Origin of the sequence: Capnocytophaga sp. oral taxon 336 str. F0502, assembly GCF_000411575.1 — a bacterium.
GTDB classification, from domain to species: Bacteria; Bacteroidota; Bacteroidia; order Flavobacteriales; family Flavobacteriaceae; genus Capnocytophaga; species Capnocytophaga ochracea.
Genome location: NZ_KE150490.1, coordinates 240181 through 258944 on the forward strand (window position 1 = coordinate 240181; position 18764 = coordinate 258944).

An 18764-nucleotide genomic window follows, 5' to 3' on the forward strand; every position below is an offset into this window, starting at 1 on the left:
GGCTTTGGTAATATTCTATTAGGGTGCATTAATCAATCTTTACATTCTTAGTGCGTTCTAACTTAAAACGTTCTTTATTCCAATGAAAAGGTTTGAACTCTTGATTTTTGATAATTTTATTATTGCGGTAAATGAGATTCTCTACTGATTTGGCATAGAGAATAGGCTCATCAAAAGTTTCAAACACATTGTTTTCAATAGTAATATTAGAATGGAAATACTTTTGTTGAGCTTCTAAGTTAGGGATTTCGGGATAGATGGAAATGATAGCGTTCGTAAATTGATAATTAGCGGTAAGTGCATTGATGAAGTGGTTGTTTTTGATGATAACATTGTGGCAAGCACCTGTTTCATACCAACCATTACAATCGCCACAGAGTAAGATAGCAGTGCCGTGAGTATGGTCGAAGGTGTTATTGGCACAGACGACCTTTTTAGGAGTGCTAAACAGTGCCCCACGAGCCCGATTGTTACGCACTATATTGTTTTTGAAAATCACCTCAGGTGTCCAAGTAAGGTTTTCTACCCCACAAGGTGTATCGGGTTTTACTTCGGCAGGTAGTATTTCATTAAAAGTGATTTTAAATATTTTAGCACCTACTTCGGTAGGTTTATCAACGGCTTTAATAGCTTGAATGCGATAGGTTTTATCACCGATAACGTCCATTGTCTTGGAGGCGATAAACTGCACTTTATCACCTACATTGCCCCAAAGGAATCCCCACGATTGGGGGTGCATATACTGCGCTTTGATAGTGTGATTGTCTTCACGAGCTATTATTTTTAGGTAAGTGCCGTGTACGTTAATAGCATCATCAGCCATACCTTCATAGACTCCGTTTTCAGAGCGTATGAGTCCTTTGCAAGCTGAAAAGTGAGTTGCATCGGCTTGGGTAGTGAAATAGCGTTCGGTGCCTTCTTTTAAAGCTACGCGAAAGCGGTTGAGGGTTATATTTTCGGTGAGTTGGGCTAAGAGTCCCATACCTTGGGTGTTATGCACAGTTATATTTTCTAACTTCACGTTCTTGCTTTCAGTAACGAAAATGGCAGGTGTAGGACGTGTGTAGGTGCGCAATACAAAACGCTCTCCTTTTTCCAAATAAGGTTTAGCACCTATGCCTTCGATGCGGAACTCATTAGGGGCTATTTCGGTAATTTTAGTAGGGTTAAAATTTACGTCAGCTCGCTTATAAGCCAAACGTTTGTCAGCTCTGAATATCATACCTCCAAAGGGAGTTTCTTCATAATCTTCGCCAGTGAAGAAGAGTTTCCCATCTTTGATTTTATAGTTTCCTTCGGGGTAGAGTTGGGCTTTTACGGTGTTATTTTTTGCATCTACTTCGGTAATGTGCAACTGACGCAAATGAGGAGTTGCAAAGTCTATCGAAAAGTTTTTGAGAGTGATATTGGTACAGTTTTTCACTACGATAGGCAAGATAGTGCCGTGAAAGAGCCATTCGCTGTTACTGCCGTCAATCACTACATTGTTTAAGTTTTCGAGATAAAGTCCTACTTTTTTGGGATTGGTTTGGTCGTGGTTGGAGATGTAGAGTTCTTTATCGGTAGTTTGGTTGAGATAAAAATGATAAGTATCTTTGTTAAGGACGATATGTTTATGGCTACTTACTTCCATTTGAGCGGGTGTAGCAGGGGTAGTAACGGCTGTTTTGCACGATGCCAAGCATAGCAATGCAGTGCATAGGGCAATGGAAAGAGTTTTCATTGTTTTCAATAGATAATAAGTTAAGAGGCTGTTAAAAAAGGTTTGTTTTGTAGGGGCGAATTGCAATTCGCCCCTACAAGTTAATAATTAGGATTTTGAACTAAAATACCTCTGTTTTTATCAATTTCTGATTGAGGTAGAGGCCATAGATAGTGTTTGGATTCAAACTTACGTGCTACGATACCGTCAGTAACATTGTTGAGCACTTGAGGGGCAATTTTCCAACGTTTAAGATCGAAATAGCGCTCGCCTTCAAAAGCCAATTCCACCCGACGTTCGTGGCGAATGCGGGTTCTCATATTCTCTTTAGAAAGACCTGCTGGTAGATTAGGCATTCCTGCTCTTGTGCGTACTTGGTTTATATAGTTATACACTTCGGCAGAGGCTCCTGAAAGTTCGTTTTCTACTTCTGCTTTCATTAGGAGTACATCGGCGTAACGCATTAGCACCCAGTCTTGTTGGCTTTGAGTAGAGTATTGATAAGGAGCATCTAAGTTAGGAGACAAGAATTTTGCTAAGCCTATATTGGTAGCACGTGCATTGCTGGGAGTTACGTAAACGCCACGGTGCAAAAACTTATCTACAAAGATCGTCTTTGCCATACGTGGGTCGCGAGTTGCCATTGAGGCATTGGTAAAGGCTGTAATATCTACTTTACCGTTAGTTTGTGCTACAGCGGTAGCGGTAGAGCCATCAGCATTTTCAAACTCATTCATAAAGTTAGCCAAAGGCGAAACTACTATCCAGTCGCCATACCACAAATCGGCATAAGTATAGTTATTAGGAGCAAGGTATTTGACTGACATCATTATCTCAGGGCAACTTTCTTGTTTTAAATCGAAAAAGTTATCGGAGAAATCAGGTGCCAATGAATAACCTGAAATAGAAGCTAACACTGTTTTTGCTTCTTGCATTTTGGCAGCAATGGCATTACCACTGTCGTCATAGGCGGTATACAAAATCAATCGCGCTTTGAAGGCTTTAGCAGCGTTGCTCGTCCAACGTCCTTTTTCAACGCTATAAGGTTCAGAAGGCAAGTTGGCAATAGCAAAATCGAGGTCTTGCATTATGAAGTTATACACCTCAGAGGCGGTTGCTTTGGCTTTGTACTGTGTTTCCAAATCTAACACCTCATTCACAATAGGCACTTCGCCATAACAACGATAAAGGTAGGTATAAAAGAAAGCGCGAATCATTCTTGCTTCAGCTTCATTTCTCTTTTTGGTAGAGGCATCAATACCTGAAAAAACCTCTAAGTTTTTCAAGAAGATATTTGAACGTATTACTGCTTTGAGACCATAGATATAAATGTTTTTTACGAAACCACCTGAATTGGCATCAATATTACCTTGTGATAGTCCTATGGTTAAACCGTATTGGTCTTCATTATGTTGCCCGTAAGCATTATCGGTAAGGTTATCCCACGTAGGAAGACCTTGCGCAAAGTGAGGGTATTGCATAGCACCATAACAAGCGGTGAGTGCCATTTTATAGTCACTTTCAGTTTTCCAAAACGTACCAGAAGAAGGTCTGTCGTTTGGATTAAGATCTAAGAAATCTTTGTTACAAGCCGTTAATAACAACACTGTAACGAAAAGTGTTAATATTTTTTTCATATCTTTTCAAAATTAAAATTCTACATTTAACCCCATTGAAATGATTTTATTTTGTGGGTATTGGACAAAGAGTCCGTCGCCAGCACGTTCGGGGTCTAATCCTTTATAGTCAGTAAGAGTCCATAGATTATCACCTGCGAAATACACTCTGAGTTTGGTTAGACCTACTTTAGAAATGATATCTTCGGGGAAAGAGAACCCAACGGTGATATTTTTCAAGCGTAAGTAAGAGGCATCTTGCAAATACCAAGTGTTAAAGCGGCGGTTATGTTCGTCGCCTACTTGATTAAAGTACATACGTGGATAGCTGTTAGAAGTACCTTCGCCACGCCAACGGTTGTTCACATAGTCTAAAGTAGGAGCTGTACCTTGACGAAATGGGTCTAAGCCCCACCCCGTAGTATAGATTTTGCGACCTTCTACCCCTTGAAAGAGGATAGAGAAATCGATACCTTTATACTCTAAATGTGCATTGAATGAATATTCGTATTTAGGGAAACGACCATCTACTACAGTACGGTCATCGTTATCAATTTTGCCATCGCCATTTACATCGCGATATTTAAAATCACCAGGACGTACGGGGTCGTTGAATTGTTTGGGAGAGTTATCAATTTCGGCTTGGTTTTGGAAAATGCCTATCATCTCGAGCATATAGAAGGAGTTATAAGGCAAACCATCTTCGCGAAGGTTATAACCGTCAATTTCACGCGCTCCAAAATTTACTAACTTGTTACGTGAAATATCAACATAGAAACCAGCTCCATAGCTCAACCCTTCTAAACGACCTTTATTGATAGAATGATTATATTGCACTGACAGTTCGTGTCCATAATTATCCATTTCGCCACTATTAATAGTAGGAGCATTTAATCCTAATGCTCCTGTTACTTGTGCGCTACGGAGTATATCAAAAGTGTGTTTTTTATACCAGTCATACACAATAGAAATACGCTTAAATAGAGTGATATCAACTCCTATATCGGTAACGGAAGTAGACTCCCATTTGATATCGTTATTTGCATAACTTGTTTGTGCTACTCCTGGAGAAAGGGTAGAGTTATCAAACGGATAAGCTCCTGTGTAGTTGAGCAATGATTGATAAGGGTAGTTGCCTATATTTTGGTTGCCCAATAGACCGTAAGAACCGCGTATTTTTAAGTTGGTAAGCCATTGCATAGCAGGAGTGTCTTTGATAAGGCTTTCTTCGGAAATGCGCCAGCCTGCTGAGAAAGAAGGGAACCAACCCCAACGGTTAGCTTTAGCAATACGTGAAGTACCATCATAGCGTACATTAGCTTCAAGCAAATAACGTTCTTTATAATTGTAATTAAATCTTCCGAAAAAAGATTGTAAAGCCCATTCTATTGTATTACCATTATTGGTTTGAATGGCGGTAGTACCCGCATCAAGTTCGTGTAAGTTATTAGCTATATAGTCACGTCTATGACCTTGTAAGGTCTGATAATTATTGTACTCTTGGCTATACCCTGCTTGTAAGCCTATGGTATGTTTTTCTGCAAAAGTTTTAGTGTATTTTAGATAGGTAAAGAAGTTGGTATAAAAGTTTTTAGCGTTGTTAGAAATTAAACCTTTACCTCCTACATCGAGGTCGCCTGTTACAGCCCCTGTGTGATAATTGTAAACAGGTACCACAGGGCGCCAGTCTTTATAGGATTCATCGGAATAGGTAACGGCTAATTTGGAATACCAATTCAAGCCTTTTGTCAAAGTAATATCGTCCCACAACTGACCCGATAAGTTGTATTCGGTAGTGTTGCGAAGTGCTCCACTATCGATAATGGCAGGCATATTCTTGTTGGCTTGTTCGAAGTCGTAAGCCTTAGAAACATATTTGCCATCAGGAGTAAAAGGTCTATAAGTAGGAGCTTGTGCTATAGTAGAAAGGAAAGTATCTACGTGACCTTGGCGAGGACGTTCAGTTTTACCTCTATCCAAAGCTACGTTTACACCTACAGTAGCCCACGGTTTAATTTCGGATTTTATATTGCTACGGAAGTTAAGTCGGTCATACTTAAAGCCTCGTAGCACCCCTGGCTGGTCTACATAACCTAAAGCAATATTGTAGAGAGTTCCTTTAGCACCCCCACTGAGCGTAAGATTGTGGTTTTGCACAAAAGCAGGGTTGAACATATAGTCTATCCAATCGAAGTTTGGATATTGAATGCGATCGGTAGCATTCTCATAGGCAGCTATCATTTCGGGAGTGTAATGCCCATCAGTAATACCCGAATTGGTTTTAGCTTCGTTGAACAAGCGCATATATTCGGCTGAATTGGTAACCAATTTGAGCATACGTGTAGGGGTATGAATGGCAAAGTTGTTTTGATAAGAGATTTTGAAATGCCCGTCGTTACCTAATTTAGTAGTGACTAAAATTACCCCATTAGCAGCTCTTGCCCCATAGATAGAAGCTGAAGCAGCATCTTTGAGCACTGAAATGTTTTCGATGTCATTAGGATTGATGTTTGCCAAAGAACCAGGAACTCCATCGATAAGTACCAAGGGGTCGGAGCCAGCGGAGCTATAAGTACCTTGTCCACGCACACGTATTGAAGCCGACTCGGCACCAGGTTGCCCTGAACCTTGCACAATGCGTAACCCAGGTACTTGCCCTTGCAGCATTGTAGCGGTATTAGCTACTGGGCGTTTGGTAAGTGTTTCAGCCGAAACTGCTGCTACAGCTCCTGTAAGGTTTTCTTTCTTTTGGGTACCATAGCCTACTACTACTACTTCACCCAATTCTTGGGTATCTTCTTTCAGTTGTACGTTGATAATCAAGCTATTACCCCCCCCCTTACCAACGGTTTTTTCTTGGGAGGCATAGCCCATAGAACTGAACAATAGCACGTTGCCTTGAGAGGCTTCAATGCTATATTTACCATCAAAATCGGTAGCTACCCCACGGGTAGTTGATTTGATTTGCACACTCACTCCAGGAAGAGGAGTGCCTTTATCATCGGTAACAGTACCGGAAATTTGTTTGTTTTGTGCCCATAGCATAGAGGTAGTACTCCATAGAGCTATGAGTAATAAGAAGATTTTTCTTTTCATACTTCCAAAACTTTCTATTGGTTATTTAATGGCGCAAATATATTAATAAAAGGAATATAAAACAAATATTTTTACAGCTTTTTATCAAAATATTTTGTTAAAAGTTTAACAATTAAATAATAAAAAGGCTACCCTGAGAAAGTAACTTTTCAAGATAGCCTTTTTACTTATATATGAATTTGATTAATATCCTGGGTTTTGTTTCATACCAGCGTTTTTGTTTTTGTCTAAAGCTGTTTGTGGAAAAGGTAAATACATAAGGCGTGCAGACCAAGTTTTGGTAGCCCCTGGGTTACCGACTACGTCTTTTATTTGTCCTCTCATTACTATACTTGCCGCTTCAGTGCCTTTAAAACCTCCGTTACGTAGGTCGTCTTCATATAAACGAATATCGAGAAAGCGTAACCCTTCACCTGCCAACTCTATACGGCGTTCTTTGCGGATAAAGTCGAGAGCATCGTTTTTAGAAAGACCGGTAGGTACTTCGGGCATACCCGCACGAGTGCGCAACTTGTTGAGCTCAGCAACTACTGTACCATCATAACCTGTATTTTGGGTATGGGCTTCAGCATAGATAAGCAACATTTCAGCTAAACGAATGAGCGGGAAATCTACTCCTGTAGTGTAATAAGCGTCACCCCATATAGGCACTACGTCGTCTGCACCACTCATCTTCCTAAAGGCATAACCACTTTTACCGTAGTTTACAATATCAGGAATGTATTGCTGATATTCGTTCATTCGGTATTTACTTACAGAGGAGAAAGGGAAGATGATAGAAGCATACAAACGGCTATCTCTATTTTTGAACTGTGTCATATAGGCTTTGTTAGGCAAGGTGTTCACAATGCTATGTACGGCTTGACTGTAAGTAGATTTATTGGCTTCTTGAATTGCTTTTACTTCATCGGAAAGTGCTTTATAATCTAGAATACGTTGCTCCATAGTAGAAAGGGTAGGTTTGGTTTTACCATCGGTTGTCCAGTAAGCATCTACCAATTCTTGAATAGGGACAATAGTAGCCCAAGCGTGTTTAGATACTAGATTAGGAGTTAGTAAGGCTGTTACTCTTAACCAATTACCTTCACGTTCATTTGCAATAAATTCTTTAGCAATAATCGTTTCTGGACTATTATCAGCTTTCCAAATGTTTTGATAATTGAATATACCTTTGATAAAAGTATCTTCATTAATACCATAAGCAGAAAAGTCAACAAACTTTTTGAAGTATTCAGCATCTTTTATCATATCGGGGGTAAGAGATGCTACTTGATGCAAGCGATAACCACCGTTATCAATTACATAGCGGGCTGCTGTTTCGGCTTGATCGTATTTACCAAAATAATAAGCTAAACGCGCTTTAATGGCATAGGTCATCGCTTTGTTGAAACAACCTTTGTCATTAGTTTGAGGCAATATAGCAATGGCTTCGTCTAACTCTTTAAGCACCCACGTTCTGATTTCGGAGGCTGGTGTTTGAGATAAGCCATCAGGATAATCATTGGCAACGGTGGTTACGAAAGGTACATTATTAAAATAAAGCGTAAGGTTCCCGTAAATCCACGCGCGCATTACGCGAGCTTCAGTCTTATACTTCTCGCGCAAACTGGCTGAAATCTGTTGAAAGTTATCGACTTGTTCAATAACTTGGTTACAAGCACGTATACTTGAGTAAAATCCGCCATAACCATAGTCTTGAGATGATGTAAGTGTGTTTCCTTGTACAGAACTACCATTACTATCCCACAGATTTCGTGAATAGCCATTATCGGCATATCCGTCTTCGAAAATTCCACTATAGCCATCATTTAAATGGCGATAGATACCATTGCGGAGCCCTATAAAAAGACGTTCATCTATCTTTGAAGGGTCTAATGAATTTTGTGGGGTTTTATCGAAAAAGTCATCGCCACAACTCATTGTACCCATTAAGGTAAGCGCAATAAATGATTTTTGTATGATATTTTTCATTGTCTTTAAATTTAATAGTTATGATAGGTTAGAAAAAGAAAGACAGACCAGCGATATAGCTTTTTAACACCAATGAATAACCACGACCACTGGCTACTTCGGGGTCAAAGTCTTTCATACGTTTATCGCCTCTAAAAGTAAAGAGGTTTTCACCTGAAAGATATACACGCGCATTGGTTACTCCTAATATCTTTTGTACTTCATCGGGTAGAGTATACCCAAGGGTTATGTTTTTAATTCTGAAATAATCGGCATTAAATAACCAAAAAGATGAAGTTTCTGTATTATACTTATACCGAGCATCGGAAGGGACAAAAAGTTTAGGATAAGAAGCCTCTTGATTTTCGGGAGTCCAGTTATCGCGTTGCCACTCACGAGGTACAGAGTTATCAAAAAAAGCTTGTGAGGCTTCATTCCTTAGATATACTTTTACGCCTTGAATACCTTGCCCCATTACAGAGAAAGAGAAGTTTTTGTAGTTGAGTTCAATGTTTACTCCATAAGTGTATTTAGGAACATCATTACCTACTACAGTACGGTCTTTAGCATCAATTTTTCCATCGCCGTTAATGTCTACATAACGAATCATACCAGCTTCAGGTTTTTGTTTTCCTAAAGGTACGAAATTTCCGCTATCAATGTCTTGTTGAGAATAGATACCATTAGCTTTATACATATAGAAATCGCCAATAGAACCTCCTTTTTTGTATAACCAAAGATCATTAGGAGGTAATTGGTCTACTTTATCACCTAAGTCGACAATTTCGTTGTGGTTATAAGTGCCGTTTAAAGAAACGTTATAACTGAAATCACCAAAGGTTTTATAATGAGAGAGTACTAACTCAATACCTTTGTTGCGCACTTTACCTACATTACGTGCTGGGATTTGACTTGATGATAGACCTGTTTCAGCCATTATATCGTTGGCACGGATAAGGATACCTTTTGTTAAACGGTTGTAGAAATCGGCAGTGATATTGATAAGCCCTTTGCCAATACTTAAGTCAATACCCAAATTTGTGGATGCAGTGGTTTCCCAAGTTAAGTTTTTATTTCCTATACGTCCTTCGGTAAGGGTAGGAACGCTTGCTCCACCTAATACTGTGGTACCTCCACTATTGTAAGTAGAATAAGTGTCGTATAATCCTATGTTTTTGATATTACCATTCTCACCCCAAGAGGCACGCAATTTGAGTCCGTCGAGCCAAGAGGCATTTTCCATAAACTTCTCTTGGTCTACACGCCAGCCTACTGAAAAAGAGGGGAAGTAGCCCCAACGACCTTTTTTAGCGAAACGAGAAGAAGCATCGGCACGGAAATTGGCTTCAAAAAGGTATCTTTGATCGTAAGTGTAACCTATCCTACCAAAATAAGAATTGATACTTTCTTCTTCGTAATAATTTATATTCTCTTTTGTGTCTGTGAGTATTTGGTCTACTTCTTTTAAAGAACCTCCTGAAAAGTCGTTCATATCATTGCTAGCGAAGTTTTTACGCCCCACAGTAAGGCGTCTGAATGAATAGATATCGGTGTGCGCCCCTATCATTAAGGTTACGGCGTGTAGGTCGTTAAAGGTCTGGTCGTAGTTAAGCCAACCGTCATAGATAAACTTATCGGAATAGAACCAATCTAAGTCCATTTGATTATTAGTGGAGGCTGTACCTGCAATAATTCCTGAAGCGGGATTTAGGAAACTTGGTACGCCTTTCTTTCTGTTAGCAAAAGAGAACCCTCGATAATCATAATAACTATAGGCGAACTGATTGGTAACTTTTACTTTTTTGAATGGACGTACTTCGGCAGCGATAGAACCTAAAAGACGACGTGCTGTAAAGCTGCTTCGACCACCTTCAGCCCAAGAGCGGTAAGGGTTTGCATTGGTTTCTTCAGAAGTTGTTTGTCGCCCGTTACGAACGGTACCCCATTCACCATTAGAATGTTTAGCTACTTGGGTGGGAGGTACGCGCAAAGCCTCGACGTAGTTAATCCCACCGCGAGTATTGTTACGTTTGGTATAGATAAAATTAATATTAGAAGTAAGAGTAAGCCATTTTTTAATATCGGAAGAAGTTTTGGAGTTCAAGTTGTAACGGTCGGTTACATCACCTCTTGAAGCTCCTTCTTCTCTAAAGAAACCTCCGTCTAATAGATATTTGAATTTTTCTACACCCCCTGAGAATTGTACGTTGTGTTTGGTAATGAAGCTTTGTTTACGCACAATGAGATCAAACCAATTGGTATTGGGATAGCGGTCGGGGTCGGAGCCATCACGATACTTTTGTATCATTTCATTAGTAAAAGTAAGGTTAGCTTCGGGGACACCTGTGTTGCGTTCGGCTAAGCGGTACATTTCGGCATATTCAGCTGAATTTACCATCTTAGGTAAGTAGGTAGGCATTTGTACCCCTGTAGCACCTTCGTAACTAATTTGCATCACGCCTGTTTTAGCGGATTTGGTAGTTACTAATACCACGCCATAAGCAGCTTTTGCGCCATAGATAGCTGCAGAAGAAGCGTCTTTTAAGAAAGAGATGTTCTCAATACTATTAGGATTCATAGCATTGAAGAAATTGCTACTTACCTCTATACCATCTACGATATAGAGAGGGTCGGAATTACCTAAGTTACCGCGTCCACGAATGTTAAGAGTGGTACCTCCAGGACGGGAGATAACGGTAACCCCAGCTACACTTCCTTGCAAGGCTTTGGTAATACTTGTTGCTGGGCGGCTAGCTAATTTCTTAGCGTCTACCGCTGCTACAGCTCCCGTAAGGTTTTCTTTCTTTTGGGTACCATAGCCCACTACTACTACTTCACTCAATTCTTGGGTATCTTCTTTCAGCTGTACATTGATAATCAAGCTATTACCCCCCCCCTTGCCAACGGTTTTTTCTTGGGAGGCATAGCCCATAGAACTGAACAATAGCACGTTGCCTTGAGAGGCCTCAATGCTATATTTACCATCAAAATCAGTAGCTACCCCACGGGTAGTTGATTTGATTTGCACACTCACTCCGGGAAGAGGAGTGCCTTTCTCATCGGTAACAGTACCGGAAATTTGTTTGTTTTGTGCCCATAGCAGAGAGGTAGTACTCCATAGAGCTATGAGTAATAAGAAGATTTTTCGTTTCATACTTCCAAAACTTTCTATTGGTTATTTAATGGCGCAAATATATTAATAAAAAGTTATATAAAGCAAATATTTTCGCAACTTTTTAATTATTTTTTATTACGATGTAAAATATATAAGGAAAAATAAGAAATTAATAATAATGCCAATAATGCCAATAATACCAGAAATGAGAAAATGAGAGAATTAGAAAATTAGTAAATGAGTAGTGATAAAAATTGTTTATTGATAGGTGAGACTTGTCGGACAAATCGGATAGGTTAGAGAGAGCGAAAGGAAACGGAGAAGTTCGGAAGAGGGGAGGGAGGGTTTTTGATGAAAAAAACTATTAGATGGGTATGGTTAGCTTATAGAGAGCTTATAGGAAGCTTATACGAATCTTGGAAGATTGGTATAGAAAGGGTGTATAAATAATTGATTAATAATATGATACAACAAGGGTAAAAATGTTAAAAAAGGGGGTTCGAGGCGAAAGAAAGGGAATCCTCACCCCGTCCCTCTCCCAAGGAGAGGGGGTGTAGGGACGAATGGTGAATAACGAATAACAGGGGAGGCTGGCTCTTAAAGAGCCAGCCTCCTTTCAATTAAATTTAATTTAACTTACAATGACAACAAATTAAATTTCTATTCTAATATCACCATAAATTCGGCACCTGTGGCGAAATCTTCGCCATAGAAATCACTTAGGGCGGTGAAACGCACATAGCGTGCTTTTGTAACTTTGTCGAGCAACACTTGTTGGGCGCTACTCACATCTTTAAAAGCTCCTACTTTCACGGGGTCGCCCCAGTTCTTACCGTCGTTGCTCAGTTGTATTTGGTAATCTTTTACCTTTCCGCTCCAGCTATCAGTGCGCTGGGTAAAGCTAAAGCCTTTTACATTAACAACCTTTCCCATATCGAAATCTACCCAATGTGGGTGTTTGGCTACAGTAACTGAATAGGCGGAGTGCCAAATGGTATTGGGGTCGCCATCTACTAAATGTTTGGCGTCACCTACACCTGCTTCTTCACTGCTGGCGAAAATTACTTCCATTGCCGTGCTTTCAGCTTTACCGAAAGTAAGGGTGTACTTTTGAGTTTCATTACCTGCAAACCAAGCTTTTACAGTACCTCCGTTAGGAAAATCGAAAGGAAGGGTGTATTTCTGTGCTTTGCTATTATTGATGCTATAATAGATATTTGCAAGGGCATTGGCTGTGCTGATAGATACTTTTCCTACTTTGCTACGAGTAATAGAAAGAGGTTGCTCACCGCTTGCACTTACATTGGTTATGGTTTGCAAATCTTCTTTGGCTGGACGAATGATGAAACCGAAATTATGAGGGGTTGCTAACAAACGGTCACGCAACAACGGACGAGGACCGCAACTATGTCCGCCCAAACCTGTGTTGCCTATGTTCAGTTGCAAATACACGCCGTCAGATTCTGGTAATTGGTAGGGGTGTCCTGCCAGAGTCATATCGATAGCTTTATAAGGCAAAGCTGCTACCGATAGCGGTTCAGCCCCTACAAACACTGCGCCGGCACCCTGAGCATTGGTAAGAGCTGCCCAGCGGGTTTCTTGGTGTTGCCCCATATCTTGTGGTTTAGGGAAAGGCACAAATTCATCGGCTATTTTACCGCTGTAGAGACCTACAAAAGCCCCTGATTTGCGGTCGGGATAATTATCTTGTTTACCGCGACCGTAATAGGTGAAATTCTCGTACTCTTTAGGCAGTTTGAGTAAATAGCCTAATTGTGGCAATACCAAAGAGGCATCGTTAGACACCACGCTAGCTTGTAGTTCGATAGAGCCGTCGGGATAGACGGTGAAAATTTGGTTGGTAGTGAACTTAAAGTCGTTTGTACCAAATTTCTGGTGGGTAAGTTCCTCTATCTTATTGCGTCCTGAGCTGGCACCACCTGTTATTTTAGCTGCATTAGGCGCTTGTGATTCCACCGTGAAATAGAATGTATAACCACCTTCTTTATTAGGTTTCACTGAGGAAGCAATGGCTTTATGACGCAGGTTATGCAATCCTTTTTCAAACCATTGTTCGTATATCCAGTTGTCGTTATTGGTGAAGGCGCGGAAAGCGTTGAGACTTAGGTTGCTGTTGGCAATAATAGTATGCTCACCATAGCGGAGGGAGCCTATCGTACCTTTATCGAAATCAAAAGTTACTGAAAAGTCTTTTCCGGTAATGGTCTTTTTGTCTTTGCTAAGAGTGAGTTTTTCTCCTTTGGCTACAGAGGAAAGAGAAGGCTTTTGGGTAGCAGGTTGCACTAAGAATTGTTCGCGAGCTTGCACAAATCCTTTTTTAGCCCAAGGGGCATCTGCTTTAAGACGGAATTCTACAATACTGTAATATTCTTCATTGCTATCTAAGGTTACAGGGGTAATGGTCACACTTGATTTTTGCTGTGGCATCACAGAAGGCACTTCAAAAGGACGCTCTTCTACAAGCACACCGTTCTTATAGAGTTTCCATATACCCTCATAGTTTGAAAGATCAGTAAAATAGCCTTTATTGAAAATTTCAAAAGTAAAACTATTGAGTTTTTTCACGCCTATATTCTGATACACTTTCTGCACTTCGTAGTACTGTGGTTTTACTGTTCTATCGGCAAAGATAATGCCGTTCATCACAAACTGACCATCGTTAGGGAAGTCGCCAAAATCACCTCCATAGGCTTGGTAACGAATGCCGTCTTTGGTATAGTTGTACATCGCTTGGTCTACCCAATCCCAGATAGCACCTCCGCATAGAAAATTGGAGCTTTCGATAGCCTCCCAATAATCGGCGAGATTCCCTACCGCATTACCCATAGAATGCGCGTATTCCGAGATGTGAAACGGATATTTGATGTCGTACTTACCTGTAGCAGCACCCTGTACCCACGCTACGGAAGGGTATTGATTAGAGCCCATATCTACGATGTCGTTATTGCGCTCATATTGTACAGGGCGAGAAGTATCGAGTGTTTTGAGGTGATTATAAGCCGTTACAAAGTTCTGACCAGGACCTGCTTCATTACCAAGTGACCATATCACAATGGCAGGCGAATTATAGGTAGCCTCTACCATTTCGGTTACGCGGGCTGTATGTGCCTTTTCCCATTCTTTAGGGTGAGAAAGAGATTCTTTGCCGTAGTAATACTCGTGAGACTCTATATTAGCTTCGTTTTCTAAATAAATACCATACTTATCGCAGAGGTAAAACCAATAAGGGTCGGGTGGATAGTGAGAGTTGCGCACGTGGTTGATATTAGCTCGCTTCATCATCATCACCTCTTCTTCCATTTGTTGATGTGTGAGCACGTGCCCTTGTGCGGGGTGACTTTCGTGACGGTTTACGCCTTTAAATTTGATAGTCTTATTATTGAGATAATAATACCTTCCTGCCTTTCCGAAAGCATCGTCTTCAGCCTTAGTATCTTTGATTTCAACTTTTCTAAAGCCAAAGTAAGACGATACTGTTTCTACCACTTTCCCTTTTTTATCCAAAAGTTGAGCTACGAGCACATAACGATGAGGCTCCTCAGCCGACCATAGTTTAGGATTCTTTACGGCTATTGTACCGCTCACCTTATCGATAGTGTTAGGGGCTACTGTTTTTAGGGGAATACTTCCTTTGGTAGCAGTGGAGGTAACGTCGTCTTTATACAATGAGACTTCGTATACGTTATAGCGCACTTGATAATCTTTGACTGCTTTTGGGCTGAGGTTGCGCACTTCGGCATTCACTTTTAACTGCCAATCGGTGAGGTTTTGGGTATCTGTAAGAATGTTGAGGCTAAAGATTTGCACCTTAGGAGTACTGCGCAAAGCTACTGTTCTGAATATACCAGGGAGGCGGAACATATCTTGTGATTCGAGAAAAGAACCATCGGAATTGCGGTATACTTCTACGGCTACTTTATTCTTGCCTTTGTGTAGATATTTGGTAATATCAAAAGAAGCTACATTGCGTGAGTTTTTAGAAAAGCCTACATACTGCCCATTAATCCAAAGGTAGAAGAAAGAGTCTACTCCATCGAAATCGATGAAGATTTCACGACCGTCCCAATCGGTAGGTACTTCAAAATCGCGAATATAAGAGCCTACCTCATTGCGGTACTCATAGGTTGTCCACGTTTTAGGAGGGGTACGCATTACCCCTTTACGCCAATCGTCTACCTTGCGCTCGTGATAGAAAATCACGGGTTGGTTTACATAGATAGGCACTCCATATTTGAGCGTACCGTTTTTTTGGATACCTTGAATATTCCAGTTAGAAGGCACAGGAATCAACTCCCAAGCAGAAGCGTTGAAATCGGGTTTATAGAAATCTTTGGGACGCTCTTCGGGGGTTTTGCACCAGTGGAATTGCCATTGTCCATTGAGAGATTTCCAATAGGGAGAATGTTCAGGTAATACTTGGGTAGCTGTCTTTTCGTCTTTAAACGAGAAGAAATAAGCACGAGGGTACTCTTTGTTAAGCGAGAGTTCCTCTACTGACTCCCATTCTTTACCCGTAGGGGCTGAGAGAGTGCCATAAGCAAAACCACCCAAAGGTTTGTGCTGGGCTAATAAATAAGGAGAGAGTAGTAAACTTAGCAGGGTACTTACTGTTCTAAAATAGTGTTTCATAAATTATTAGTATTAGTTTCGTCTTTTTGAAGATTGGATAATAAGGGTTCTACCTTGGCATAATCTTTTACGACTTTGATGCATAAAAAAAGGGAAATGATTAACAAAAGGGTACCAATCACATTTATAATTGAGGTTGTATATGACATCTCGATAGTAGGGTCATCAAGCATAGAGGCTCTAAAAACAAAGTAATTTACTACGGAAGAAATAATTGAAAACGTCCACCAAATGGTTACAAAATTAGTAGGTAGTTTGGGTTGTATGTCTCCCCTTTGTATGAAAAGATTGCGAGTACTATCGTATATTTCTTTCATTATGCGATATGGGAGTACCCAGTTAGCAAAAGGAATGAACCAGCTTCCTACTGCCCAACCATCGGTATATGAGAGGTTATTTTTCAGTTGGTGCAAGTTGTAATAAGCGCGCCTGAACCACATCAAAAAAAGAATACTCATTATAATGAATATCACAAGCCACAAAATACCTACTATACCTGAGAAAACATCACTCAGTTCAGCTCTTGCAAACAATTTGTCATCTATTTCACCTACAAGGAACTCTCTAATAACATATAGTTCAAAAATATCTGAAATCAGAAATATGAATAAAAAAGCAAAGGATATCCACAACATTATTATGGCATTCTTAGCACGGGTAGTATTATCTCTTAACATTTTTGTTGGTTTTTGAGTGAAAAGGCGTAACTGGAAGTTGATATTAAAAAAGTTTACGCCTTTTCTTGTTGAATATTGAAATCTCTAAATTTATAAATTATTAAACGCCTAACATATTCTTGGGGTCTAAAATCTCATCGAGCTTATCCTTAGAAAGCAAGCCGTGTTCTAATACTAAATTGTACACTGACTTACCTGTTTCAAGGGCTTCTTTGGCTATCTTGGTGCTGTTCTTATACCCTATATGTGGGTTGAGCGCTGTAACGATACCGATACTGTGTTTTACCATATTGAGGCATATTTCGCGATTGGCGGTAATACCTTCGATACACTTGGTGCGCAAGGTGTCGATAGCGCGTTCTAAGAATACGATAGACTCGATAATGCACTGGCAGAGCACGGGTTCCATTACGTTGAGTTGCAACTGACCTGCCTCAGCGGCGAAGGTAACGGTAAGGTCATTACCAATTACTTTGAAGCACACTTGGTTCACTACTTCGGGGATAACAGGGTTTACTTTGCCGGGCATAATAGACGAACCAGGTTGCATTTTAGGTAGGTTGATTTCGTTGAGTCCTGCACGAGGTCCTGAGGAGAGCAAACGCAAGTCGTTACAAATCTTAGAGAGTTTTACAGCCATACGTTTTAGCGCAGAGGAATAAATTACATATGAACCGGTATCAGGGGTAGCTTCCACCAAGTTAGAAGCAGTAACGAAGGCTTCGCCTGTGAGTTTAGCTAAGTTTTCGGCACATAGTTTGGCATATCCCTTAGGAGCGTTGAGTCCTGTACCAATGGCGGTGCCTCCCATATTGATTTCTAAGAAGAGCTTGGCGTTGCTTTGCAAGCGGGCGATTTCTTCTTCGAGGTTGGCTGCAAAAGCTTCGAATTCTTGACCAAGCGTCATAGGTACGGCATCTTGCAACTGGGTACGACCCATTTTTATTACATCAGCGAACTCTTTACCTTTCTTCCGAAAAGCCTCAATGAGCAATGATAGGCGCTTGATGAGCGTTTCGTTCATCTTGATAACAGCTAACTTTACAGTAGTAGGGTAAGCGTCGTTTGTAGATTGTGATTGATTCACGTGGTCGTTAGGAGAGCAGTGTTGGTAATCACCGCGAGGATACCCCATAATTTCCAAGGCGCGATTGGCTATTACTTCATTAGCGTTCATATTCACCGAAGTACCTGCCCCTCCTTGAATCATATCTACGAGGAACTGATGGTTAAACTTCCCTTCGATTACTTCTTTGCAAGCCTCAGAAATAGGTTTGAGTAGTTCGTCGGGGAGTAATCCCAAAGCGTGATTTGTTTGAGCTGCGGCGAGTTTTACATAACCAATAGCTTTTACAAACTCAGGGTAATCACCCATTTTAGTTCCTGTAATGCGAAAGTTTTCGATGGCGCGTTGTGTTTGTACGCCATAGTAAGCATCGGCGGGCACTTGCAAGTCGCCGATAAGGTCGGATTCTGTTCTAAATTTTGTCATAATTTTAAATTTTATATTTTTAGTAATTTTATATATGATACTTACGTTATATAATGAGATTGTATCGGTTTAAAAAATTTCGGTAAAAGTACGGAAGTTTTTTTTAATAGAAAAGAAAAAAGGAAAATATTTTTTAAGACAGCGTAACTTCGATTTAAAGAGGTGAGGTTATGCCTTAGAAATTAAATAAAAATTGGTAGATTAGTAAATTTAGAAATTAGCAAATTAGTAAAAGGAAGAGATGAAAATAGTTATTTGACAGGTTGAACTTGTAGGACAGACCGGACGAGTCAGACATTTGAGAATTGCCGAAGAAACTCCGAAAAACTCTGAGTTTTTGGGAAGGGTTGGAGAGGAAACAGAGATACTAAGGAGGCATCGGAAGGAAACGAAGAAGTCCGGAAGAGAGGAGGGAGAGTTTTTGATGAAAAAAGGCTGTAAGGAGGGTGGGGTTAGCTTATAGAGA

Annotated in this window: 8 protein-coding genes; all 8 read right to left on the reverse strand. The window is 40.4% G+C overall.

The window, feature by feature from the left end; genetic code table 11:
• Positions 1–28: 28 nt before the first annotated feature.
• A complete protein-coding gene (locus HMPREF1528_RS06795) occupies positions 29–1723 on the reverse strand; it encodes a right-handed parallel beta-helix repeat-containing protein (protein WP_034567934.1) in 1695 nt (564 codons plus the stop codon).
• An 80-nt stretch (positions 1724–1803) separates the two neighbouring features.
• Entirely contained in the window at positions 1804–3339 is a 1536-nt protein-coding gene (locus tag HMPREF1528_RS06800) for a RagB/SusD family nutrient uptake outer membrane protein (protein WP_016479163.1), read from the reverse strand.
• Positions 3340–3351: 12 nt separating this feature from the next.
• Positions 3352–6414: a SusC/RagA family TonB-linked outer membrane protein gene (locus HMPREF1528_RS06805; protein ID WP_016479164.1), complete on the reverse strand. Its 3063-nt coding sequence runs from the start codon at positions 6412–6414 to the stop codon at positions 3352–3354.
• Positions 6415–6597: 183 nt separating this feature from the next.
• Positions 6598–8385 carry a RagB/SusD family nutrient uptake outer membrane protein gene (locus tag HMPREF1528_RS06810; protein WP_016479165.1) on the reverse strand — a complete coding sequence of 596 codons (1788 nt, stop codon included), beginning with the start codon at positions 8383–8385 and terminating at the stop codon, positions 6598–6600.
• A gap of 28 nt (positions 8386–8413) precedes the next feature.
• A complete protein-coding gene (locus tag HMPREF1528_RS06815) occupies positions 8414–11518 on the reverse strand; it encodes a SusC/RagA family TonB-linked outer membrane protein (RefSeq protein ID WP_016479166.1) in 3105 nt (1034 codons plus the stop codon).
• Between the two features lie 621 nt (positions 11519–12139).
• On the reverse strand, positions 12140–16129 hold the full coding sequence (locus HMPREF1528_RS06820) for a glycoside hydrolase family 2 TIM barrel-domain containing protein (protein WP_016479167.1): 3990 nt from the start codon (positions 16127–16129) through the stop codon (positions 12140–12142).
• Positions 16126–16806 (reverse strand): DUF4328 domain-containing protein, encoded by a 681-nt coding sequence (locus HMPREF1528_RS06825; protein WP_016479168.1) that lies wholly within the window; start codon positions 16804–16806, stop codon positions 16126–16128. Before HMPREF1528_RS06825 ends, HMPREF1528_RS06820 begins: the two co-directional genes overlap by 4 nt.
• A gap of 100 nt (positions 16807–16906) precedes the next feature.
• Positions 16907–18298: an aspartate ammonia-lyase gene (aspA, locus tag HMPREF1528_RS06830; protein ID WP_016479169.1), complete on the reverse strand. Its 1392-nt coding sequence runs from the start codon at positions 18296–18298 to the stop codon at positions 16907–16909.
• Positions 18299–18764: the final 466 nt, after the last annotated feature.

Coding starts and splice junctions, on each gene's coding strand:
- HMPREF1528_RS06795 (WP_034567934.1), bottom strand. CDS start 1,723: ATGAAAACTCTTTCCATTGCCCTATGCACTGCATTGCTATGCTTGGCA.
- HMPREF1528_RS06800 (WP_016479163.1), bottom strand. CDS start 3,339: ATGAAAAAAATATTAACACTTTTCGTTACAGTGTTGTTATTAACGGCT.
- HMPREF1528_RS06805 (WP_016479164.1), bottom strand. CDS start 6,414: ATGAAAAGAAAAATCTTCTTATTACTCATAGCTCTATGGAGTACTACC.
- HMPREF1528_RS06810 (WP_016479165.1), bottom strand. CDS start 8,385: ATGAAAAATATCATACAAAAATCATTTATTGCGCTTACCTTAATGGGT.
- HMPREF1528_RS06815 (WP_016479166.1), bottom strand. CDS start 11,518: ATGAAACGAAAAATCTTCTTATTACTCATAGCTCTATGGAGTACTACC.
- HMPREF1528_RS06820 (WP_016479167.1), bottom strand. CDS start 16,129: ATGAAACACTATTTTAGAACAGTAAGTACCCTGCTAAGTTTACTACTC.
- HMPREF1528_RS06825 (WP_016479168.1), bottom strand. CDS start 16,806: ATGTTAAGAGATAATACTACCCGTGCTAAGAATGCCATAATAATGTTG.
- aspA (WP_016479169.1), bottom strand. CDS start 18,298: ATGACAAAATTTAGAACAGAATCCGACCTTATCGGCGACTTGCAAGTG.